Raw genomic sequence first — 22,364 nt, 5'->3', positions numbered from 1 at the left:
GTAAGCCATCCCACTGTCAAAGGGAGGACTTTCATGCATGCCTTAGACAAATTTCGTCAGTCGATTGATATCATCCTCTTGTACGGATTAGCAGCTGGCCTGATGATGGCGATTGCAGCAATCGTCATGGCGAAGCTTCCCGAATGAACAGCAATCCGCATCGTCGGGGTGTTTGCGCCTTGTTCTAAGCGTTCTACCTGGATTTCTGACGCGCGGCGCCGCACAGATGGCACACACTGCGGTTGCAACCGCCGGCGGGCTTTCGGTAAGCGGTAAAAATCCCCCACGTGGCGGTGGAGCCGCCACGGCAGGTTTGGCGATGTAATTTCGGTGATCAAGCAGCGGTGGCGATGTTGCTCATTTCGAACATGGTTTGCCCGGCGTTTGTATTGACCCAGTTGTATGGGAGCAGGTCGTCGATTGGATCGGTGTCGGAGCGGCTGATGATCCGGGCGAGCACATCGGAGAGGTAGGCGTAGGGCTCGAGGTCCAGCATCTTGCAGGTTTCGACCAACGAGGCGATCGCAGCCCAGTTTTCGGCTCCGAGCTGGTGGCCAGCGAAGAGCGCATTTTTCCTCTGAAGAGTCACTGGCCTGATGGCACGTTCGGCGGAGTTGTTGTCGAGCTCGATCCGCCCGTCGTCGAGGAACCGACTGAAGCCGGCCCAACGTTTCAGCGCATATTTCATCGCGTCGCTTGTCGCCGAGCCAGCCATGACGCGGGGGCTGATGGCGGTGAACCAGGCGTGGAGCTGCTCGACCAGCGGACGGCTCCGTTCCTGCCGTACAGCGAGGCGTTCCTCGGGCGGGCGACCACGGATGTCCTTTTCGATGCCGTAGATCCTGGCGATGCGCTGCAACGCATCCTGCGCGATCGGAGCATCACTGCCCGCGTCGACAAACTTACGTCGCAGGTGCGCCCAGCAGTAGGATTTCCAGACGCCAGCATTGGCGCGGTCATCCTTGCCGAACTGGTCGTAGGCTTGCCAGGCATCGACCTGCAGGATGCCCTGGTAGGCTCCCAACAGCTGTCTGGCCCACATGGCCCCGCGGCCGGGCATATAGGTGTAGAGCGCCAGCGGCGGATCGGCACCGCCATGGGGCCGGTCGTCACAGACGATGACCCACATGTAGCCGGTTTTGGTCTTGCCGGTCCCCGGTGCGAGCACCTTGACGGTGGTTTCGTCTACGGACAGCCGTGATCGTGCAAGTGCATCCACGCGCATCCGGTCGACGATCGGCAGCAGCGCCGCAATGCCCCGGCCAACCCAGTTGGCCAGCGTGGCGCGGCTGACCTCGATGCCTTGCCGCGCGAAGATCTTCGACTGGCGGTAAAGTGGAAGGTGGTCGCAGTATTTGTTGATGAGAACATCGGCGATCAGCGCTTCGGTCGGCAAGCCGCCCGGCACTACGCGCGCCGGTGCTGGGGCCTGGTGTACGCCATCGGTACAGCACCGGCATGCATAGCGCGGCCGGATCGTGACCATGACGCGGTGCTGCGCCGGGATGATGTCGAGCCGTTCCGCACGGTCCTCGCCGATCTTGTGCAGCGCGCCGCCACAGGCGCATTCCAGGCTGTCGGGTTCGATCACCACCTCGAAGCGCGGCAGATGCGCCGGCAGCGATGCGCGCTGTGTATCGGCGGGCCGGCGTTTGCGAGGCACGAGGCCATGACGCTCGGTTTCTTCGTTTGTCTTAGCCTGCAGGCCCTGGGCTTCGCCAAGGGCCACGGCCTGGTCTTCCAGCGCCAGTGCGAGCTGATCGGCAGGAAGCTTCTCCGAACGCTTGCCGAAGGTCGTGCGGTTGATCAGCTTGAGGATATGCTCGAGCCGCGCTGCGCGGGCGCGCTCGGCCAGCAGCATCGCCTTGAGCTGCTCGACGTCGTCGGGAAGCTCGTCGTATCCGGCTTCAGGCCCGGTCGCTGCAGTGAGTTCTGGATGCGCCGCCACGCCTGCATTCTAGCGGATTTTGCCTCGCGAGGAACAGCCTTGCGCCAAGCAGAATCAGGCTTGCGGCCTACTGCGCATGAAGCGGTTTGGGCACGCGCGGCACGTGCACGCGCGACCAGTCCAACCCCTCGATCAGCGCCGAGGCTTGCGCCGCCGACAGCTTCATCACCCCGTCGCCCGGGCGTGGCCAACGGAACTTCCCATCGTGCAGGCGTTTGGTCACCAGCACCAGCCCGGTGCCGTCCCAAACCAGAAGTTTGATCCGGTCCGCCCTGCGCGCCCGGAAGATAAACAGCATGCCTGAGAAGGGATCGAGTCTGAGCTCACGCTCGACCAGCGAGGCAAGGCCCACCATCCCTTTCCTGAAGTCCACGGGCTGCGTTGCGACCAGCACCTTCAGGGGGCCAGGCGGGATGATCACGCGCTCACCCGCGCGGCCAACAACACCCGCTCGATGTGATCCGCGCTCACGTCGGGCGGAATGCGGATCAACAGCCCGCTTGCCTCGACGATGATCTGGCCGCTCACTGGTGGCACTGCCGCGCTGGACAACTCGTCAACCTTTCCGCGCTCGACCATCGCAGGCACAAAGGTCATCGCCTCTGCGCGCTCCCGCAATCCGCGTCGCCATGTGTACAACTGCTGCGGAAACATCCCGTGGCGGCGCGCCACCGCTGACACATTGGCGCCCGGCTCCAGACTTTCCGCGATGATCTGCGCCCGCGCCTCGGGCGTCCAGTGCCGCTTGCCCCGCGGGCTTTCGATCACGTCAAGCCGCTGCACCTGACCCGGGGCGTTCGTTTCGAAACATGTTTCGAAATCAGTTTCATCTCTCACTGGTAACCTCGCCATTTATTGCGGCGAAACTACCAACCTCGGAGCATCTGAAAATGTGGGGGATTTTTACCGCTTACGGCTTTCGCCTCAAATCGTCGCGGCGCCTTGGTGCGTATGGGAAGCGGCACATGTTTTTTCCGTCCACGCTCGCCGGGTTCACGCAAGGATATTATCTCAGCGGTCAATATGTGTCCGTCGAATATCGCACGCCGTGCACGGGTTCGCGCGACTGTTTCTGTCGACCGAAGTCTTGCCATTTCCGCGCCGCGTGTACCGTACTAAGGCGGTGACTACTCAGTGGTAGGCGAACAAGGTGGAGGCCGCAGGGCTGTCATTCCGCACGTGGTTTGCCCAACGGCTTGCTGACAAGCGTCAGGGTTGGATCACCCGGATATGCAGTAACCGAGAATCCCATGTCCCGCTCCAGTTCTATTGCGGCGACATTGGCCCTGCTCTCGATCGATTCGATGCTTTTCAAGCCGCGGGTCTCTGCCTCGTTCGCAATAAAGGACAACAACGTCCATCCGATCCCGTGATTTCGATAGTCGGCGTGCACCGAAATTGCCACCTCGCCCCGGCCATGTGCTTTGTCCCAGACAAGCACACCCGACGCGACCGGCGGTCCATCTTCGGCGAAAACTATGAAGCTGGCTGCATTGCCATCGGTCGAGGGCAGCAGGGTCCGGAGCTGCTGAGGCCCGATCTCATTCAGCCCGGAGAGGAAGCGAAAGCACAGGTCATCCTCGCTCACATGGTGGAACAGCTCCTGCAATATCGGCTCGTCTTTAGCGCCTGCCGGTCGTACCGACAGCTTGAGCCCGCTGCGTGTCACCAGATGGGTTGGGTTACTGTTCATTGCTCTGACCTTCCTGATCTACAAGTTACAACTCTTTTTGCCCGAGGCCTGCATCGTCCCGTCGATAAGCCGACGTGTCACTGGCTAACTCCTGCTGCGGGCCTGACGACGCCGAGGGAAAGGACCGCAATCATGCGCTCCTCGTCGGTGGGGATTACGCGTGCGATGATTCTGCTATCGGACCGGCTGATGATCGGCGCATTGCGTGCGTTGGACTCCCCGTCGATAATCAAGCCGGTCCAGGCCAGACGCTCGCAGATCGATGCGCGAATGATCGGATCATTTTCGCCGATGCCCGCCGTGAAGATGATCCCGTCGATACCGCCGAGAGAGGAGATGAGGGCACCGGCCTCGCGCGCCGCACGCCAGGCAAAAAGGTCGATGGCTTCCGCAGCGTGCGGATCCGGGCTCTGATGTAGAGCGCGCATGTCGCTCGACACGCCGGATACCCCGAGCAGGCCGGACTGCTTGTAAAGCAGCGTCTCGACGTTAGCAGCGCTCATTCCTTCCTGCATCTGAAGGTGAAGGAGGACGCCGGGATCGATATCGCCGCAACGCGTTCCCATCATCAGTCCGTCGAGCGCGGTGAAGCCCATCGTCGTATCGACGCTCTTCCCGTCGTGCATCGCGCATAGGCTCGCGCCGTTGCCGAGGTGGGCGACGATCACCCGGCCGCGTGCCAGTTCCGGGTCGGTCTCCCTCAGGGTCCGCGCAATATAGTCGTAAGAAAGACCATGGAAGCCGTAGCGCCGGATGCCCTTGTCGTGCAGCGCGCGGGGCAGGGCGAAGCGCATGGCGACGTCCGTCCGGTCGTGATGGAAGGCGGTATCGAAGCAGGCAACCTGCGGAAGGGCAGGGGCCAGCGTGCGAATGGCGCGGATCGCCGCAAGGTTGTGCGGCTGATGGAGTGGTGCCAAAGGACACAGCAAGTCCAGTGCCTCGAGCAAGGCGTCGTCGACCAGCAGAGGCCGGGCAAAGCTCATTCCGCCATGGACGACGCGATGGCCGATGGCGACGATCTCGTGTTCGGGCAGATGCTGCGACGCCCAGCCGAACAGTTCGCGAAGTAGCGCCTCATGGGTCAGCCGAGCGCCATTGTCCCAATCCTGATCGATCAGGACGGTGCCATCGGCGCCGCGCGCGACCAGATGGGGGGCGATGCCAATCCCCTCCAGCTTACCGGCCGCGGCATGCTCCGGGCCATCCGGACCCAGCGTGAACAACGCGAACTTGATGCTCGACGAGCCGGCATTGAGGCTGACGACGGCCCGGGTCACGGTAGTGCCTTGGCTTCCGGCAGCCCCGGCGCGGCTTTGGTGGCCGCGCGCGCGAGCAGCACCGCGACGGCGCACGAGGCGAGCCGGGTCCGCAGGGAGTCGGCGCGGCTGGTGAGGATGATCGGCACGCGCGCGCCCAGGACGACGCCGGCCGCGTCCGCACCGCCCAGGAAGGTGAGCTGCTTGGCGAGCATGTTTCCGGCCTCGAGGTTCGGCACCACGAGGATTTCTGCCTTGCCCGCCACCGGCGAAACGATCCCCTTTTCCTTTGCGGCCGCCTCGCTGATCGCATTGTCGAATGCCAGCGGGCCATCGAGCACGCCGCCCGAAATCTGACCGCGATCGGCCATCTTGCAGAGCGCGGCGGCGTCGAGCGTCGATCGCATCGACGGACTGACGGTTTCCACCGCCGACAGGATCGCGACCTTGGGCTGCTCGATCCCGATCACGTGGGCGAGGTCGATGGCATTGCGGATGATGTCCGCCTTTTCTTCGAGCGTCGGTTCGATGTTGATGGCTGCATCGGTGATCATCAGCAGGGTCGGGTGCGCCGGCACATCCATCAGATAGGCATGGCTGATGCGCCGCTCGGTCCTGAGACCGGTCTGGGAGGAGACGACCGCGCCCATCAACTCGTCGGTATGGAGCGAGCCCTTCATCAACAGTCGGGCTTCACCCGAGCGGACGAGCGCCACGGCTTGCGCGGCAGCGGCGTGGCTGTGTGGCGCAGCTATCAGACGGAATTTGCTTATTTCCTTGCCGGCCTCCCTGGCCGCTTCTCGGATCTTCCCTTCGGGGCCTACGAGGATCGGCTCTATCAGGCCAGCCTCGGCGGCCTCCATCGCCGCGAGAATGGCGGTGGCGCTGCACGGATGCGCCACGGCGGTCACGATGGCGTCGCCACCGGTTGTCATCTCGATCAGTTTGCGATAGCCGTCATGATCGGAAACGCGAATGTCGGGCAGAACCATCCTGGGACGACGGACCTTCTCGGTCGGCGCCTTGACGGCAGCCTGGCCGGTGATGACCTCCTGTCCGTTCTGGTTCATGCAACGGCAGTCGAGGAGAATAATATGGTGCTCGGCCTCTTTCCCGGTGACGGTCACCGAGGCGGTGATGGTGTCACCGAGGCAGACCGGCTGGATGAAACGCAGGGTCTGACTGAGATAGATCGTGCCAGCACCGGGCAGTTCGGTTCCGAGCACTGCTGAAATCAGTCCGCCACCCCACATGCCGGGCGCGATCACCTGGTGGAACATATCGGTGGCGGCATAGGCGGGATCGAGTTGCACGGGATTGGCGTCGCCTGACACCGTGGCAAATAGCTGCATGTCCTGATGGCACAGGGTTCGGACAACGCTTGCGCTGTCGCCGACCGCGATCTCATCGAAAATGCGATTTTCGATCATGTCCAACTCGGTCACCGCTCAATGCTCCAGCACATAGCGGCCCGGAGCGTCCGCGAGGACGGGACAGCCGCCGTCCGGCGCGCCCATCGGCGGCGGCGCGACCGCCTCCCCCGAATGCGCGCCCAGCCACTCGTCCAGATCAAGAGTGGCACCCTCGGCCTCGCGGGTGAGGAGGTGATACCATCGCCCTTTGTGCCCGGGGTCCGACACGATCCCGGCATTGTGCCCGCCGCTGGTCAGCGCGAAGGTGATCTCGGCGCTGCTCAGCAGGTGGATATTGTGGACCGAGCGCCACGGCGCGACATGATACCGTTCGGTACCGACGACGAACATCGCCCTGCGCAGCGCCGACAGGCTGATCGTCCGGCCATCGACCTTGTAACGTCCTTCGGCGAGATCGTTGTCAAGGAACAGGCGGCGCAAATACTGGCTGTGCATGGCATAGGGCATGCGGGTGCCATCGGCGTTCCAGGCCATCAGATCCGACATCGGTTCGCGTTCGCCCATCAGATAGGTGTTGAGCACCCGCGACCAGACGAGGTCTTTGGAACGAAGAATCTGAAAAGCGCCGCCCATCTGTCCGCTGTCGAGATAACCACAGCTCCACATCATGTTCTCGAGCAGGTTGAGTTGCGCTTCATCGATGAACAGCCCAAGCTCACCCGGCTCGCTGAACTCCGTCTGCGCGGCGAGCAGTGTCATCGTCGCCAGACGCTCATCGCCGTCGCGTGCCATCGCCGCCGCCGCGATCGACAACAGCGTCCCGCCGAGACAATAGCCGACGCCATGAACGGTCGGCGTCACGGTTATCGCCGTCACCGCATCGAGCGCCGCCATCGGGCGCAGGCGACGATAGGATTCCATGTCGTGGTTGCGGTCAGCACTGCCGGGATTGCGCCAGGAGATGCAGAATACCGTGTAACCTTGTCCGATGAGCCAGCGGATTAGCGAGTTTTCCGGCGAGAGATCCAGGATATAATATTTCATGATCCAAGCCGGCACGATCAGGACCGGTTCCGGCCGCACCGTGTCCGTAGTCGGCATGTACTGGATCAGTTCGATCAGTTCGTTGCGATAGAAGACCTTGCCGGGCGTGACGGCGATCTCTTCCCCGACCTCGAACGCTTCGGTCCCCACTGGCGGCTCACCCCGCATGGTGCGCTGCATATCCTCGAGGAGCAGTCTGGCGCCTTCGACGAGGCACTGCCCTCCGGTCTCGAATATCCTCTTCTGGAGCACCGGATTGGTCGCGATGAAGTTGGTTGGCGCAAGCATATCGAGCGCCTGGCGAGCCGCGAACGCCACAATATCTTCATGATGTCGCGTGACCCCGGCCACGCCCGTGGTCGCAGCATGCCACCACTGCTGGTTCAGAAGGAAGGATTGCGCTGTCAGATTGAAGGGAGGCTGCTTCCATGCGGTAACCGCGAATCGGCGATCCTGGGAAAAGGGCTTTATGGCTGGTTCGGCGTCGGGGTCGCCCGCATTCGCGATGGCATAATCGCCGAGGCGCGCAAATTTTCGACCGATCTTGGCGGCCAGTTGCAATTGCTTGAACGGCGAGTGGCCGAGGTGCAGGCCCCAGTCCCAGAACGCCTGCATCACCGTACCCGGGGATAATCCAGGCGTTGCTTGCGCAATCGCGGCGACAGCGGCCCGGTCGAGCGTTTCGGCCACGCCATCGAGCGGATCGGGCCCAGGATGCGACGGCTGTATGGCAGGCATGATTCATCGCTCCTGTATGGCCATCACTCCTTAGTGCTGCATGCGCGCGCGCTCACTACGTAGATGCCCGGTGGCGGATTGGATGAGCTTTGCGGCCGAGATTATCCGGCGGGAAATCGGGCACTCGCGGAGTGGCCCTCCTTTGAAAGCACAATGCTGCGTCAGCATAGATGCACCAAAATCCATGGCGCGGATCGTGAGGCCGGCGCCGGGCTTTGCGGCCGCCGCTGGAAACATTTCGGGCTGGAAGCGTGTCTGCCGATCACGGTGATCAAAAGGCGGTGACTAGGGCGTAAAGCCCTCGCCAAGATAGAGCCGCCGAACATTGTCATCCTCCAGCATCGCCTTGAGCGTCCCCTGGAAGATCACCCGGCCATCGCAAATGATATAGGTTTGGTCGACGAGCTCGACCATCTCATGAACATTATGGTCGGTGATCAAGGTTCCGACGTGATCCTTCCTCAGCGTGCCAACCATCTTCTTGATGTCGAGGATCGATGACGGATCGATGCCGGCAAACGGCTCGTCGAGCAGCATGATTGAAGGGTTGGCCGCCATGGCGCGCGCAATCTCGCACCGTCGCGTTCTGCGCCGGAAAGCGCCCTTGCCGATTAATAGCGTACATGCCCGATCTTGAATTCGGCGAGCAGTGCGTCCCGCGCGCAGTTCGCGCGCCTCGGGCGCCGCTCTGAATTGCTCGAGCACCGCGCAAATGTTCTGCGCGACCGTCATCCCGCTGAATATCGAAGGCTCCTGTGGTAGATATCCGAGACCCCGCCTGCCGCGCTGGTCCATCGGGAGCGGCGTGATGTCCTCGCCATTCAGCAGGATCCGTTCCGATTCAATCCTGGTAAGTCCAATGATCGCAGAGAAGCAGAAGGTCTTGCCCGCTCCCTTGGGTCCAAGCAGGCCCACCACCTCGCCGGGCGATACCTGAAGCGACACGTCCTTCAGAACCTGGCGCTTGCCATAGGCCTTTGCGATCGCGACGACCGACAATCCAAGCGGCGGCTGCTGACCGTTGCGAGGCGTCCGTTGCCTCGCCGAGGATGCTGTGCCTCACATTCGTCCTTTAGTTCCTTCGCGCATCGCCGCAGGAGCTTGCGGTTTTGCGCGCTGACATCGAAACAAGCCGGTCGTGCCTCAGCGGAGCGCCGCTTCCTGTCTGCTGGCGCCGCGCTCGACCCTAGTCAGGCATTCGGCTCAAGGTCGTGTCCGGGGCCGTGATTGCTGATCTTGGCTGGACCGTCCTTACGTAGTGGTCCTATCGCCCGGCTGCAGATCCGGGGGACAATGGTTGCCGTGGCCTGTCAACAAGGGCTCTTGCCGCTGTTGCCTTGCGCTCACGGGATCAGCAGTGGGCTGTCCGTGCCTTTGGAGATTTACGTAGATCGAGGCGTGGCCCCGGGCGCTAGACCGGGCGGGCCGGGAGGTTCCGGCAGGCCCTGGACCGTTTGCACGTATGACATTGAGGCCCGTCGAGCCCAACGTGTTCCAAGCCGTGATCCTTCTTCGAAAGCGACACCGGGCTGAGGCGCGCCTTGCACCTGTTGCTCATGACGCGCGGCTATGGCGTGAAAGCCTATGCGGAGGGGGCTCGTGCTGGCGGCTCCGATGACGAAAGAGGGCGCCTGCTTGATCGCAGAGCACCGGTTCGCGCATGTTGACGGCATCAGTCTTCTGCGCGAGCTCAGGGCTGCGGGATGGCATCGCCCGGCCATTCTTACCACCGCACAGGACCCTGCGGAGATCGAGTTCCACGCACGCGGCGCGGCGCGGGCTACGCGCATATTCTCAGCAGACCCTTCCCGCATCATGTCCTGCTTGGCCTCGTCGACGCGGTCCTCGCTCCGCGTCCGGGTTAGACGCAGCAATATGCCCCGATACAGCTTGGGTCATCTCCCCGCTGCCAGGGCTGTGCTGGCGCTTGAGCATAGGTTGCAGCTCACTCAGGGTGTGGGGAGGGCGGGTGGGGTCGTCAAGCGCGCGACAGCGTCAGCGAGCGAATGTTCGCGCAGCGGTTTCTCGATGACCAGGGCGAATCCCTCCTTCATCGCCCGCTCGACGAGATCGGGCGAGCCATAGGCGGTGACGAGGATTGCCGGTCGCTGCCATCCTCGCGCACGGAGGGAATGCAAGACCTCGAGGCCGTCCATCTCGGGCATGCGATAGTCGGTGACCAGGCAGATCGCCTCGTCCACAAGCGGATCGGCGATCAGCGCCGCACTTGATGCATAAGAGCGGATGTCATAGCCTTGGGCATGAAGAAGAAGCTGGAGCGAGCGCCTCACGCTCGGCTCGTCTTCCACCAGTAGTATCGTCGGGCGCCCTCTCGGGAGCGCAGCAACATGGCCGTTCATGATCGTCTCGCATCGACCGGCTCTAACCGGCCGGATGCAAGAAATCGCAGCAAAACCAGGGCAAGTCGTTACGTAGAGGTCCTATGAACCGTGGCTGCCGAGATTGGCCGCGAACGCGATACGCAGCGCATCGGACAGGCTGCGGACTCCCAGCTTTGTCATCAGATTGGCGCGATGCACCTCGACGGTCCGTGGCGAGATGCCGAGATCATAGGCAATCGTCTTGTTGGGCAATCCGTCGGCCAGGCCCCTGAGCACGTCCTGCTCGCGCCCTGTCAGCGCCGAGATCAACACAGCCGCGTCGGCCGCCCGCGCGACAGGATTGTCGCTGTCGTCGAGCTGCTCGAAGGCGGCGGCGATGGCGCCGAGCAACACCGCCTTTTCAAAAGGCTTTTCGATGAACTCGACGGCGCCGGCCTTCATCGCGCGGATCGCGATGGAAATATCGCCATGGCCGGTGAGGATGATGACGGGCATAGCGACGCCGCGTTCGAGGAGTGCCTGCTGCACCTCAAGCCCGTCCATGTCGGGCATACGTACATCAAGCAGGATGCAGCCGGGCTCGGCGTGCCGCACCTCGCGCAGGAAGGCGACTCCGGACGGGTAGCTCGCCACCGTAAAACCAGATGTTTTCAACATGAAACCGGCGGAGCGCCGGATCGATTCTTCGTCGTCCACGATATGGATCATGCGCCTTTCGGTCATTCGACTTCCTCCGGTTCGGCTTCGACGAGCGTGAAATGAAACTGGGTCCCGCCGCCGGGTCGGGGTTCCAGCCATATGCGACCACCGTTCGCCTCGACAATCGTTCGGCAGATCGAGAGGCCCAGGCCCATGCCATCGCTCTTGGTGCTGACGAAGGCGGTGAACAATTGGTCCGCGACGTGTTGTTCCACGCCGGGTCCGGTATCGGCCACGGTAACCCGAATGAGCCCCGCTTTCTCCCGGCGCGATTTGATCCACAGATGCCGTTCGGACGACACCGCCATCGCCTCCACCGCATTGCGAAGCAGATTGATCAGCACCTGCTGTATCTGCACCTTGTCGAGGAGAACTTTCGTGGCGCCGGGATCGAGATCGAATTGGGCATCGACACCTTTCTCCCGTGCGCCCATCAGCCCGAGCGCGGAAGCCTCGGTGATGAGGGAAGGCAGGTCCTCGACTGTCTTCTCGACTTCCCCGCGCGCCACGAAGTCACGCAGCCGTCGGACGATTTGCCCTGCGCGCAGAGCCTCTCGGACCGAATCGTCCAGGGCCTCGCGGATCATGGGGAGATCCTCCGGATTAGCCTCGGCGAGCAGGTCGCGGACCCCTTCGACATAATTGGCGACCGCGGTAATCGGCTGGTTGATCTCGTGGGCGAGCGTCGAGGCCATCGTTCCCATCGCGCTCACCCGGGCGACGTGGATCAGCTTGGACTGCAGCTCGTTGAGGCGTTCCTGTGTCTCCTGCCGTTCGGTGAGATCCCGGATGAAGCCGGTGAACACGCGCTGAGTCTCGCCAATAGCTTCGCCCACCGACAGTTCCATCGGGAAGGTCGAACCGTCGCGCCGCGCGCCGATGACGATGCGCCCGATACCGATGATCTTCCGCTCGCCGGTCGTGAGATAGCGTTCGAGATAGCCATCATGGCGCTCGCGATCAGGCGACGGCATGAGCATGCTAACGTTCGAACCGCGGACATCGACCTCCGAATACCCGAACAGCCGCTCGGCGGCGGCGCTGAACGACAGAATGTTGCCTCGTTCGTCGATCACGATCATGGCATCGGGGACGGTTGACAGGATCGAGCGGAGGTGACTGGCGCTGGCCTTGTGAGCGCTCTCGGCGGCGCGTTCGCCGGTTGCGTCGCGAACGACCTTGCCAAAGCCGCGAAGAGCACCGTTGCTGCCGCGAAGAGCGGTGATCGATATATGTGCCAAGAACTCGGATCCGTCCTTCCTCAGCCGCCAATCGTCCTCCTCGACCTTGCCCTGCTCGCGGGCGCGTTTGAGGTCGGCTTCGGGCTTACCGGCTTTGACCGCGTCAGCCGGATAGAAGACCGAGCAATGCTGGCCCACGGCCTCATTCTCGCTCCAGCCCTTCAGGCGTTCAGCACCCTCGTTCCAGGTCGCCACCCGGCCTTCGGGATCGAGCATATAGATCGCATAGCCCTGCGCACCGTCGATCAGGAGGTTAAGCTCGTCGGCGATCTCCGAGAGCTGGTTCTGACGACGTTCGTCCAGGGCGACACGTCGCCGTCGCAAGGATGCGTTGCGGAGATCGAGTACGGCAATCCCTGACGCGACAAGCAGCAAAAAGGCCAGGTCGACGGGTTCATAAGCGGCAAGAGGACGCGATAGCGTAAAAAGTGTGCCGACGAGGACAGCGAGAATCGCCGCCGGCGTCGCAACACCCGTTCCGCCGAGCGCAGCCGCAACGATGATCGAAAGGATGAGCAGCAGATAGGGGTTGTGATCGACGCCCGCTGTCCGGAGGGCAAGATCGGCAGGTACGGCGAGGAGGACGGTGATGATGGCGATCGCATGGCCCCAGCGCGTTGGCCGTGTAGAGCTATGATGCGCATCGGTTGACATAGAGATCCCGTCTAAATTCTTGATCCATCCCCTTCTATTTCTGATCGCATTCGCGCCCAAAGGATCGCGTGTAACCTGGATCTGTTAGTGTTACTTGCTAGAAACAAAAGGACAAAGTAAGCCGTAGCTCGTTTGCGCCATTCAAAAATGTCCTTTCAGTCTGGTCCTGAATCGGTCCAAAGCCTTTGCGCGTTTCGTCCAGCATCAGGACTACAGGGCAATTTTCTCTTGGAGAAGCATTAAATCCGCGATTCCGGGCGCCATTGGAGTCCAGAACTCGGTGCCGTTTCCGGCAAGGGGGGCAGCATCGTCGGTCTCCGCATGAGCACACCGAGAGGCGTCGCAGGTTGTGAGGGGCTGCATCCCCCGCTGTCCCGTGCTTGCCGCGCGTCCCGCCAGTCGGGACGGTTGATCGCGTGCAAACACAAGAAAGCGCGCCCTGCGTATTTCCCGAAGGCCTTGCATTCCGCAGGCCGCCCGACCGGAAGTCGAGAGCCTGCGTTCGCCGTGCGAGTGCGGACCCAATCCTCACGATCGATATCGGAAAGGGCACCGCAGACGCTATGCCGATCGCCCCTGCTTGTCCACAAGATACGCTGGCGCCGCTGAGCGTGATGATTCCCCAGCCTGGGAATCCGATAGCTGAGTGGGCATCGTCGCCCGTGCTTAGTGAAAATCCCCGATCGGCCTGATCCGCCACTTTGACCGGCCGACCGCCATATGAGGCTCGTGGCGGAACTTCAGATTTGATGGGAGCGTAGCAGTTTCAGAATATCGTCGGCGTCGCGCTGGGCAAAATCCTTGGCAATCTCGGCCACAACGCGGTCCTGGACCCTCGGATCAAGGTCTTCGCGGAGCACGCCCAGCATATGCGGCGGTGCGATGAGGATCAGCGGACCATCCTGCCGGCCCAGCGATGCCACCGTCCCCAAAGCCCGGTGCCCGAACCGGTCCTCGCGGCGCTGGTGGTAGTCGGCCTCGCCATAAGTGCTTCGTTTCGGCACCGCGCTGCCGAAACTGCGTCCCGGTGCGTCCGTACCCATCGCGCGGCTTGGAGGATTCTTCATCGCCTGCTCATGCAGAAGCTCCAGTTCGGGCGCGGCGTCGGTGCCGCGATTGCGGAGCACCTGCAGATGTCCGCCATCGACAACGAGAATGGTCGCATCGTGAGGAATAAGCATCGTTTCTTCCCTTTCCTGGAGCCTGTCCCAATCAGCGTCGCACGGCAGACCCGTGCCCGGGCGAGCCTCGCAAGTGGCCGAAGGGCGCCGCGTCGCGAAGTAGACGGACGACTTCCTCGTCCGTCGTCTGATCGAACACGGCATAATGCGCTCCGACCGCGTAAAACGGCTCGGGCTGCGCCAAGCAGACGATATCATCGCACTCTGGAGAAATCTCGGCGATGCTTTCACCGGGCGCGACTGGTATGCCAAGGACGAGGCGCGCGGGCCGGTTCTTGCGCAAGCCTTTCAGGGCCGCCTTGACGGTGCCGCCGGTCGCGATCCCATCGTCGATCACGATCACCGTGCGGCCCGTCACCTCCGCCGGAGCGCGACCGCCGACATAGGACGACCGCCGCCGCTCGATTTCCGCGAGCTGCCGCTGCATCTCGGCCCTGATATAGTGGGGGCTGGGCGCCAGCTGCTGGACAATATCCTCGTTGAGTACGAGCTGGGGATCGGCGCCATCGACCACCGCGCCGATTCCCAGCTCTTCATAGCCGGGTGCCCCGATCTTGCGGACGAACAGCAGATCCAGTTCCGCGTCGAGTGCCTTGGCCACTTCGAACGCGACGGGCACGCCGCCGCGAGGCAGTGCCAGCACCAGCGGATGCGCGGCCGCCAGAGGGGCAAGCGCCGCGGCCAGCCTGCGGCCTGCCTCGCGCCTGTCGTGAAACCCGGCTGTATGTGCGGCCATGGTCAGGCCTCCTGAAAATGTCGCAGGAACCAACGCCCCGCGTGGTCGATCACCTCGGCGAGCGTGCCTGGCTCTTCGAACAGGTGCGTCGCTCCCTGGACGATCACCAGTGCGTTCTTGGCGCGAAGATGACGTTGCGCCGTCCGGTTCAGCTCGATGACCGGCAGGTCTCGGCTGCCGACGATCAGCAGCGTTGGCGCGCGGACATGCACGAGCGCGGCCGAACCGGCTAGATCGGGCCGGCCGCCGCGCGAAACGATCGCGGCGATTTCGGCGTCCGGGCCGGAGGCGGCGAGCAAGGCCGCGCCCGCCCCCGTGCTCGCACCGAAATAGCCCACCGGCAGCGCTGCCGTTTCGGGCAGGAGCCTCACCCAGTGTGTGGCGGCTTTCAGCCGCGATGCCAACAGCGGAATGTCGAAGATGTTGGCCCGGTTCTGCTCTTCCGCGGGTGTGAGCAGATCGATCAGCAATGTCGCAAGCCCCGCATCGCGCAGTGCGTGCGCGACGTGATTGTTACGCGGACTGAGCCGTCCACTTCCGCTGCCGTGTGCGAAGATGACGATGCCCTTGGCCGCGGCCGGTACGCCCAGCAGCCCCTTGAGCCCATCGGGGTGGATGGTGACGGGAACCGGATCGTGCGGAGCAGGGATGATCATGTCACAGTCCGAACGGCCAGGTTTCGGGCGCCCCATGGGGTCGCTCATGCCCCAGCGGCGTCACCGCAGTCGTTTGCTCGAACCAGACGAAAGCATCGAACTGCTCGGCGAGGACCGCCTCGAAGTAATGGCTGAGGCGCTCGGTCTCCGGGCGGTACACGACGCCGATGGCGCGTTCGAGCAGGGGCTCCCGAAGCAACGCGGCGAGATCGCGATTCCGGGTTCGCCAGTCGGTCAGCGTGCGGGCCAGCCCGGTGGATCGGAAGGCGTGCTCATAGCTGTCGGCGCGCGCGGGCCGTACGGTCTTGATCTGCATGTCGGCGCCCCAGTCGCTGGCGGCCGCGACCGAGCCGTTATCGGTACTAAACCCGATCGACACCACGTCGTCACCATGCGCCATCCGGCAGAGCTCGCCGATGTTGAATTCGCCCTGCCAGCCCATTGCGGTGGCGGCGGCGTTGCCGACATGGCTGTTATGCGCCCAGACGACCGCTTTTGCGCCGTGGCCGCGATGGGCCAGCAGCGCCTGCAGCGTTTCGAACATGTGCCGGTCGCGCAGGTTCCAGCTCTCGGTCGAGCTGTGATACATGGCGCGGTAGTAGCGCTCCGCGGCGCGCACGATGCGCGCATTCTGGACAGCGTCGAACCAAGCTTCGCCGTCTCCACGCAGATATTCGAGCCGATGGGTCAAAAGCTCGTGAAGCTGGGCGACCGCGCGATCTTCGCAACTGGGGCGACCTCCGTGAACGACGGCGCGGCCATAATGCGCCGGTTCATCCTGCCAGGGTGTCAGGCAGCCGTAGCGCCGGCGTGCTTCCGCGGCCGCCTCGGGATCAATCTTGTCGAGATAGGCGAGCACCGCGTGGATCGACTCGCTGAGGCTGTAGATGTCCATGCCATGGAAGGAGACGCGGCTATCCTCAGCAAGCGATGCATTATGGCCGCGCATCCAGTCGGCGAATTCCAGAACCTCGACATTGCGCCACATCCAAGTCGGAAAGCGCACGAAGCTGTCGCCGAGGCGGGGGCGCGGCGCCTGATGGCGGACATAATCGTCGATCTGCGCAGCGTCCGGCCAGTCGGCTTCGACCGCAACGATATTGAAACCGTGATGCTCGATCAGCCGGCGTGTGATTGCGGCGCGCGCGCGATAGAATTCGGACGTGCCGTGGGTTGCCTCGCCTAGCAGGACGACGCGCGCTTGGCCGAAGCGATCGAAGAAGCTGCCGAACTTCTCGGCACGCTCGGGCGGTGGCAACGGCTCGGCGTAGCGGCGCAGTGCGTCGATCAGCGCCGCCGGCGCCTCCCGGTCGATAGGATTGTACAATGCTGCGTTCGCCATGATGATCCCCTTTTCAGGCCTCGCCCGCGCTCAATGACCCAAAAGGAGGGGTACCGGGCTCTCGGCAAGCATCCGCCGTGTCACGCCGCCGATGAGTTGCTCGCGCAGACGCGAGTGGCCATAGGCGCCGATAACGCAATAGGCGGGATGGCGGTCGCGGCAGGCGCCGAGAAGCGCATCGCACACGGATCCTTCCAGCGGGACATCGCGGTCGATGATGACATGAATGCCATGGCGTGAGAGATAGGCGGCAGCGTCTTCCGCCAGCGCGAGGAGAGGGGTCACCGCGCGGAGCGTTTCGGCGACAGCAGGAGCACCGTTCCAGGCGATGAGCGCCTGGCCATTGACGTAGCGACTGCGGATTTCTCGCGGAACCGCGAGGATCGGCTTCCCGGCACGCATGACAATGTCCGAAGCGATCACCCGCATATCGGGAAGCTCGGGATTGGCGAACAGGGTGTTGAGCACGATGTTGTCGGCGAGCGCCGCCTCCGCTTCCAGCAGCTTGGCAATGTCGCCGGCCGCATCGGCCCAGTCCCAGGCGATGTCCTCGACTGCGAGGCGCACTTCAAGTTGGCGGCGATTTGCCGCTTCCCGCTCACGCGCGTGGGCAAGCAGGGCGAGTTCGGCATCGACCATCACATACCCCGCGCCCACCAGAATCGGCGCTTGAACGATGTCGAGGCAAGTGAGATGCCCGGAGATCGCCCGGGCAAGGTCAAGTGCGGCCTGGAAGCGGGCCGCTTCGCCGGCGTCGTCATGGATCAGCAGCAGTACATTTTTCATGTGAGCCTCGGTCGCGTGCCCGCCGTCGAAGCGGAGTCGTAAGCAACAATGGCGCTCACATTCAGAGTAATCATTACGTGAGGATACGGAGGCGCGCGGCTCGACATCCTTCTGCGTAAACTGCCGGATGCCCAAACCCATCAGGCGACGGATAGGAATCCGGATGTCTGGCTCAGGTCAGCACGAAGATAGACGCGGGAGGCCCTGATGCACCGGTCGATCGAAACACGCGCGAACATGTCCGGCCATGGGGGCAGCCGTTTGTGGATCGGCTTTGCCACGCTCGGCAGAGCTGACTGAGTTTTCCTTTGCCACGCCTTATCCCCCCGCGTGGATTGCCGAGCTTCCCCTCCACTTGTGAAAGATCAAGAATGCCGGCGCCGATCGCGTCTCTGCTTTACGTCAGCGCCAGTTTCTACGCGCCCCCGGCTCGCCGTCTAAGTATACCTGCGTAATGCTCGGCCAAGTTAGCGTCCGCGCTCGTGGTGTAATTTCTGGTGTAGATTGAGGTGATCGCATCGGGTGGGGCATGCCCCACCCGATGCGATTTCGATCTCGGTGGCCACCGGGCTCATCGGTAAGGTGGAGTTACCACACTTCACACGCCCACCGAGGAGTTGATCCCGATGACCGACGACAGACTACCGCTTGCCGAGCTGATGGCGAAGACCGGAGATGGAGATTTCCTGCGCACGATCGCCGAGAGCGTATTGCAGATCATCATGGAGGCCGACGTCGACGGCCTCGTCGGCGCTAGCCGACACGAGCGCTCCGGCGACCGGACGACCTGGCGGAACGGCTACCGCGACCGCAGCCTCGATACCCGGCTCGGCACGCTCAACCTGAAGATTCCCAAGCTGCGGACCGGCGCCTACTTTCCCGGCTTTCTGGAGCCGAGGAAGACCGTGGAGAAGGCGCTGGTCGCGGTGATCCAGGAAGCGTGGATTGCCGGCGTCAGCACCCGACGCGTCGACGAGCTGGTGCAGGCGATGGGCATGACCGGCATCTCCAAGTCCTCGGTGTCCAAGCTGTGCAAGGATATCGACGAACGCGTCCATGCCTTCCTTAAGCGACCCCTCGCCGGTGAGTGGCCCTATCTCTGGCTCGATGCCACCTACCTCAAGGTGCGCGAGGGCGGGCGGATCGTCAGTGTCGCCGCGATAATAGCCGTTGCCGTCAACATCGAGGGCAAGCGCGAAATCGTCGGCCTGCACATTGGCCCCTCCGAAGCCGAACCGTTCTGGTCGAGCTTCCTCAAGGACCTCGCCCGGCGCGGCCTGAGCGGCGTTAAGCTGGTCATCTCCGATGCGCACGAGGGCCTCAAGGCAGCGATCACCCGCGTGTTCAGCGCTACCTGGCAGCGCTGCCGCGTTCACTTTATGCGCAATGCCCTGGCTTACGTGCCCAAGGGCCAGAACACCGTGGTCGCCGCTGCCATCCGCCAGGTCTTTCTCCAGCCCGATCATGCCGCCGCAACGCAGGTCTGGCGCCAGGTCGCCGACCAGTTGCGAGCCCGCTGGCCAAAGCTTGGCGCTTGCATGGACGACGCCGAGCACGACGTCCTCGCCTACATGACATTCCCCGAGCAGCACCGGGTCAAATTGCATTCGACCAACCCGCTGGAGCGCCTGAACAAGGAGGTGAAGCGTCGCGCCGACGTTGTCGGCATCTTCCCGAACGAGGATAGCATCATTCGCCTCGTCGGCGCTGTCCTGCTCGAGCAGAATGACGAATACCAGCTCCAGCACCGCTACATGCAGATCGAGGGCATGGCCGCCCTTGCCACACCAATGATCGAGGAGGTCCAGCCGCTACAGATTACACCCAAGGCCGCCTGAAAATGCAGCCCGCTGGCCACACCCAATTTTACACCACATTGACGGACGCGACCCTCGGCCAATCCACGCCGCATACGAACTCAAGCAAGGTTTTCACACCGGCGACAAGGGCAAACCCGCTTGCGCAGGTTGCGCCTCGATTGTTCTTGAGCCCGTCGAGCAGGATCATTCGGATGTGGCTCTTGAACAGATTGCTTTCCCGTCTCGTCAGGTCGGGCGAACTCATCCTGTTTGAGGCCGATGGGACGCGGCACGACTATGGATCGTCACAACAAGGGCGGCAGCCGGTGACGATCCGGTTCACCGATCGTAGCGCGCCGCGTGCCATCGCCAGAAACCCGCGCCTGGGAGCGGCCGAGGCCTGGATGGAAGGCCGCCTCCTCGTGGACGGTGGGGACGTTCTTGCCCTGATCGATCTCGTCCAATCCAACGTAGCCCGGGAACGCGAAAATGGTGATGCCCTTCGGGGCAATCGCTTGGGGAGCATCGCTTATTCGCTGATGTCCCGACTGGATCGATTGAACTGGAAACGACGCTCCAGACGCAACGTCGCGCACCATTACGACCTCAAGGGGGGGCTCTATGATGTCTTTCTCGATTCCGACCGACAGTATAGCTGCGGCTATTTCGGCGACAGCGCCAAGGATCTTGAAGAGGCGCAGGCCGACAAGAAGGCGCACATCGCATCCAAACTCTATCTCAAATCCGGCCAGCGGGTGCTCGACATCGGATGCGGATGGGGTGGATTGGCGCTCTATCTCAACCGTGTCGCAGACGCGGACGTGCTGGGGATCACGCTGAGCCTGGAGCAGCTTGAGATCGCCCGCCGCCGTGCCGACGAGGCGGGCGTGGCCGATCGTGTCAAGTTTGAGCTGATCGACTATCGCGACCTGACCGGAACATTCGATCGGATCGTTTCCGTCGGCATGTTCGAGCATGTCGGGCCGCCCTTCTATCGGCGGTTTTTCGAGAAATGGCGATCACTGCTGACGGATGACGGCGTGATGCTGCTTCAGACCATAGGGCGAATGGGCGGACCGGGCACGACGGATCCGCTCGCCAGCAAGTATATTTTCCCCGGAGGCTATATTCCTGCTTTGTCCGAAATTTTCGGCGCAAGTGAAACCATGAAGCTGATTGTCGCCGACGTAGAAACGCTGCGGCTTCACTACGCTCACACACTGGAGGACTGGTATCGTCGAACAACTGCGGCGAAGGAGACGATCGAAGCGCTTTATGATGCCCGTTTCTATCGCATGTGGACATTTTATCTCGCCGGTGCTTTGGTCGCTTTCCGACATGGCGAATTGTGCAACTATCAGATCCAATATATCTGTAGGCGCACGGCTCTTCCGCTCGTGCGTGATTATATGATGGCTTTTCAAGCAGAAAATGACCCGGCCGAAGCGGATCCCTTGGTTAGCTCGGTTTGAAGAGGCTTGTCGGCGCGCACGAAATGCTGACTTCCTGTTCCGCCCGCGGGATATCCCTCGGTGGAAGTGAGAATGTTGCCCTGCTCATCTGAGGCCAAACTCACGGCGTCCTCCAAGTGATTTGGGCGTATTCTACTGTCCCCGACTGCCCGTGCCCGCTCCGCGCGTCATCATGCCCGGGCGGGACGTTGTTAGGCCGCCTAGCCTCCACCGGATCGAGATAGGCTTCCGTACATACCCGTATTTCGAGCTTCCCCCGGATCGGTCACCGTGGCCTTCATCACGAATTGCGATGCCCTCAAAGCGCTTGGGGATTGTCCCCGAGCTCCGCGCCGAGCGCTGGTGATGCCGCGACGGCAATTGCCGCCAAAGACAACAGGAGGCCGAAATATGTCGATACCAAAGGCACTCTTCCCGAAGCGCGCGGCCGCGCAGGCGGGAACCTGTCACGTCGTCGCTTGCCTCGATCGATCCGAGTATGCGGCCGGCGTCGTTTCGCACGCATTCCGAATCGCCCAGGCGCTCGAGGTTCCAGTGACGCTGCTGCAGGTGCTGGAAGGGCAGACGGGCAAGGAGGTGCGGCCAGACCCGATCGAGTGGGATCTTCGCCGGCACGAAGCGAGGCGGGTCCTGGGCAAATTGTCGACCGCACCCATGCCCTCGACCGCAACTGCCGAGATCAAGCTTGCAGAAGGCGCGACGGCAGAGGAAATCTGCCGTTTCACCTGCGCACAACCCGAATGCCTGCTCGTGCTTGGCACTCACGGCGAAAATGGTTCGACCCCAACGGGAATCGGCGGCACGGCGCATCATGTGCTCGATCGTGCGCCCGGCTCGATCTTGCTTGTCCCGATAGCGGCCTCCGCTGCGTCAACACCGACCTATCGGCGAATTCTTGTCCCCCTGGACGGATCGACCTGGGCCGAAAGCGTGATACCGCTCGCCACGCGGCTCGCGAAGTCGGCACGCGCGGAACTGATCCTCGCACATGTCGTGCCGACGCCGGAGCTTACCGAAACAAGGCCCCTCGAGCCACGGGATCTCGAGCTCCGGCGGATCGTCGTCGAGCGGAACGAGCAGACCGCCCGCGTCTATCTTGATCACGTCCGGAACTACATTGCCGCGATGGGAATCGCGGTTCGCGTCATCTCGATGCGAAGTGAGGATGTGCGTTCGGCGCTATCGGGACTGATTGTTACCGAGGCAGCCGACTTGGTCGTCCTGTCGGCGAATGGGCAAGGCGGCCGCCATCACGCGGACGTTCCATATGGAAGCGTCGCCGCCTATCTCATGACCCACTCCGCAGCGCCGATGTTGATCGTTCGCCCGTCCACGGTCGCACCCGAGCCAATGGCGCTCACCAATGTCCAGGCAGCGCGCCTCCCGGCTGTGGGCCCTGTTTGA

20 protein-coding genes are annotated in these 22,364 nt (G+C 62.8%); 3 read left to right on the top strand and 17 right to left on the bottom strand.

The genetic code is table 11. The annotated features are described in order from the left end of the window. Nucleotides 1-334: 334 nt before the first annotated feature. The 16 genes from tnpC to ACFFDA_RS00675 all read right to left on the bottom strand — a co-directional run bounded on the left by tnpC (nucleotide 335) and on the right by ACFFDA_RS00675 (nucleotide 17,830). Entirely contained in the window at nucleotides 335-1,861 is a 1,527-nt protein-coding gene (tnpC, locus tag ACFFDA_RS00750; RefSeq protein WP_404478319.1) for an IS66 family transposase, read from the bottom strand. A gap of 154 nt (nucleotides 1,862-2,015) precedes the next feature. Next, on the bottom strand, nucleotides 2,016-2,369 hold the full coding sequence (gene tnpB, locus ACFFDA_RS00745) for an IS66 family insertion sequence element accessory protein TnpB (protein ID WP_011608149.1): 354 nt from the start codon (nucleotides 2,367-2,369) through the stop codon (nucleotides 2,016-2,018). Further along, the gene (tnpA, locus tag ACFFDA_RS00740; RefSeq protein ID WP_404477676.1) at nucleotides 2,366-2,716 is read right to left on the bottom strand and encodes an IS66-like element accessory protein TnpA; all 351 of its coding nucleotides are present in this window, start codon (nucleotides 2,714-2,716) and stop codon (nucleotides 2,366-2,368) included. Before tnpA ends, tnpB begins: the two co-directional genes overlap by 4 nt. Nucleotides 2,717-3,116: 400 nt before the next feature. Then, a complete protein-coding gene (locus ACFFDA_RS00735; RefSeq protein ID WP_404477675.1) occupies nucleotides 3,117-3,641 on the bottom strand; it encodes a GNAT family N-acetyltransferase in 525 nt (174 codons plus the stop codon). Between the two features lie 77 nt (nucleotides 3,642-3,718). Beyond that, nucleotides 3,719-4,918: an acetate/propionate family kinase gene (locus ACFFDA_RS00730; RefSeq protein WP_404477674.1), complete on the bottom strand. Its 1,200-nt coding sequence runs from the start codon at nucleotides 4,916-4,918 to the stop codon at nucleotides 3,719-3,721. Next, nucleotides 4,915-6,327, bottom strand: coding sequence for a bifunctional enoyl-CoA hydratase/phosphate acetyltransferase (locus tag ACFFDA_RS00725; RefSeq protein WP_404478318.1), 1,413 nt, complete (start codon nucleotides 6,325-6,327; stop codon nucleotides 4,915-4,917). The genes ACFFDA_RS00730 and ACFFDA_RS00725 overlap by 4 nt, the downstream gene beginning before the upstream one ends. 18 nt (nucleotides 6,328-6,345) lie before the next feature. Continuing rightward, nucleotides 6,346-8,052 carry a PHA/PHB synthase family protein gene (locus ACFFDA_RS00720; RefSeq protein WP_404477673.1) on the bottom strand — a complete coding sequence of 569 codons (1,707 nt, stop codon included), beginning with the start codon at nucleotides 8,050-8,052 and terminating at the stop codon, nucleotides 6,346-6,348. A gap of 285 nt (nucleotides 8,053-8,337) precedes the next feature. Then, nucleotides 8,338-9,051, bottom strand: coding sequence for an LPS export ABC transporter ATP-binding protein (gene lptB, locus ACFFDA_RS00715; protein ID WP_404477672.1), 714 nt, complete (start codon nucleotides 9,049-9,051; stop codon nucleotides 8,338-8,340). A gap of 950 nt (nucleotides 9,052-10,001) precedes the next feature. After that, nucleotides 10,002-10,412: a response regulator transcription factor gene (locus tag ACFFDA_RS00710; protein ID WP_404477671.1), complete on the bottom strand. Its 411-nt coding sequence runs from the start codon at nucleotides 10,410-10,412 to the stop codon at nucleotides 10,002-10,004. Nucleotides 10,413-10,493: 81 nt separating this feature from the next. After that, nucleotides 10,494-11,117, bottom strand: coding sequence for a response regulator transcription factor (locus tag ACFFDA_RS00705; RefSeq protein ID WP_404477670.1), 624 nt, complete (start codon nucleotides 11,115-11,117; stop codon nucleotides 10,494-10,496). After that, the gene (locus tag ACFFDA_RS00700) at nucleotides 11,114-12,988 is read right to left on the bottom strand and encodes a PAS domain S-box protein (RefSeq protein WP_404477669.1); all 1,875 of its coding nucleotides are present in this window, start codon (nucleotides 12,986-12,988) and stop codon (nucleotides 11,114-11,116) included. Before ACFFDA_RS00700 ends, ACFFDA_RS00705 begins: the two co-directional genes overlap by 4 nt. A 740-nt stretch (nucleotides 12,989-13,728) precedes the next feature. Next, entirely contained in the window at nucleotides 13,729-14,169 is a 441-nt protein-coding gene (locus ACFFDA_RS00695) for a host attachment protein (protein ID WP_404477668.1), read from the bottom strand. 31 nt (nucleotides 14,170-14,200) lie between these two features. Beyond that, the gene (locus tag ACFFDA_RS00690) at nucleotides 14,201-14,905 is read right to left on the bottom strand and encodes a phosphoribosyltransferase (RefSeq protein WP_404477667.1); all 705 of its coding nucleotides are present in this window, start codon (nucleotides 14,903-14,905) and stop codon (nucleotides 14,201-14,203) included. Between the two features lie 2 nt (nucleotides 14,906-14,907). Then, nucleotides 14,908-15,561, bottom strand: a complete 654-nt coding sequence (locus ACFFDA_RS00685; RefSeq protein ID WP_404477666.1) for a dienelactone hydrolase family protein — start codon at nucleotides 15,559-15,561, stop codon at nucleotides 14,908-14,910. Between the two features lies 1 nt (nucleotide 15,562). Next, nucleotides 15,563-16,903 (bottom strand): erythromycin esterase family protein, encoded by a 1,341-nt coding sequence (locus tag ACFFDA_RS00680; RefSeq protein ID WP_404477665.1) that lies wholly within the window; start codon nucleotides 16,901-16,903, stop codon nucleotides 15,563-15,565. 30 nt (nucleotides 16,904-16,933) lie between these two features. Beyond that, the gene (locus tag ACFFDA_RS00675; RefSeq protein WP_404477664.1) at nucleotides 16,934-17,830 is read right to left on the bottom strand and encodes a universal stress protein; all 897 of its coding nucleotides are present in this window, start codon (nucleotides 17,828-17,830) and stop codon (nucleotides 16,934-16,936) included. A 485-nt stretch (nucleotides 17,831-18,315) separates the two neighbouring features. On the opposite strand from ACFFDA_RS00675, the gene ACFFDA_RS00670 reads away from it, so the two are divergent. Continuing rightward, nucleotides 18,316-19,527, top strand: coding sequence for an IS256 family transposase (locus tag ACFFDA_RS00670; RefSeq protein WP_404477663.1), 1,212 nt, complete (start codon nucleotides 18,316-18,318; stop codon nucleotides 19,525-19,527). A 28-nt stretch (nucleotides 19,528-19,555) separates the two neighbouring features. On the opposite strand, the gene ACFFDA_RS00665 is transcribed toward ACFFDA_RS00670, so the two are convergent. After that, nucleotides 19,556-19,696 (bottom strand): hypothetical protein, encoded by a 141-nt coding sequence (locus tag ACFFDA_RS00665; protein WP_404477662.1) that lies wholly within the window; start codon nucleotides 19,694-19,696, stop codon nucleotides 19,556-19,558. A 4-nt stretch (nucleotides 19,697-19,700) separates the two neighbouring features. Here ACFFDA_RS00665 and ACFFDA_RS00660 point away from each other — a divergent pair, with 4 nt between their 5' ends. Together ACFFDA_RS00660 and ACFFDA_RS00655 are read left to right on the top strand one after the other, a co-directional pair. Next, nucleotides 19,701-20,960, top strand: coding sequence for a class I SAM-dependent methyltransferase (locus tag ACFFDA_RS00660; protein ID WP_404477661.1), 1,260 nt, complete (start codon nucleotides 19,701-19,703; stop codon nucleotides 20,958-20,960). 390 nt (nucleotides 20,961-21,350) lie between these two features. Continuing rightward, nucleotides 21,351-22,364, top strand: coding sequence for a universal stress protein (locus ACFFDA_RS00655; protein WP_404477660.1), 1,014 nt, complete (start codon nucleotides 21,351-21,353; stop codon nucleotides 22,362-22,364).

Origin of the sequence: Novosphingobium sp. BL-52-GroH (genome assembly GCF_044813085.1) — a bacterium.
Classification (GTDB): Bacteria; Pseudomonadota; Alphaproteobacteria; order Sphingomonadales; family Sphingomonadaceae; genus Novosphingobium.
Note: the sequence above shows the minus strand (reverse complement) of the source record. Positions and strands in the feature narration are given on the sequence as shown.